Consider the following 409-nt stretch of genomic DNA (forward strand, 5'->3'; position numbering starts at 1 on the left):
CCTCATCACCATCCAAATCACTCTCTAATGACTCAATCAAATCGGTCATTAACTCTAAAACCGGCAACACGCCTGCATCATAAGCAGCATATCGGAAGCGACGAAGACTGATTAGTACAGACTCTAAGAATTTACGTCGAACGATACAGTCACACTCATTCAATACGGATACGTAGACAAGCTGATACGCCCTCATGAACTCATCGAACACGGCATCCACTTTTACCTTTATCTCTATTTGCTCCGCGTCAAATGCAGTGAGTTTGTGTTTCCTTAACTCTTTAACTCGCTCTTGAGTAAGACCACCTCCAGAGTCGAGAAGGTGCTTGATTGGCTGAGCCTTCTCAATAAGAGAACGAAGATACTGAATTATTTGCTCGGTACGCTCTCTCGATTGAGCGGAGATGTC

At 44.3% G+C, this 409-nt stretch carries 1 protein-coding gene; it reads right to left on the minus strand.

The window, feature by feature from the left end; translation table 11 throughout:
- A partial coding sequence (locus tag AB4585_RS22815; RefSeq protein ID WP_372171085.1) for a hypothetical protein occupies positions 1-409 on the minus strand: 409 nt, incomplete at both ends.

The sequence above is a fragment of the Vibrio sp. 10N.222.49.C9 genome (assembly GCF_041474985.1).
In the GTDB taxonomy this organism is placed as follows: domain Bacteria; phylum Pseudomonadota; class Gammaproteobacteria; order Enterobacterales; family Vibrionaceae; genus Vibrio; species Vibrio crassostreae_C.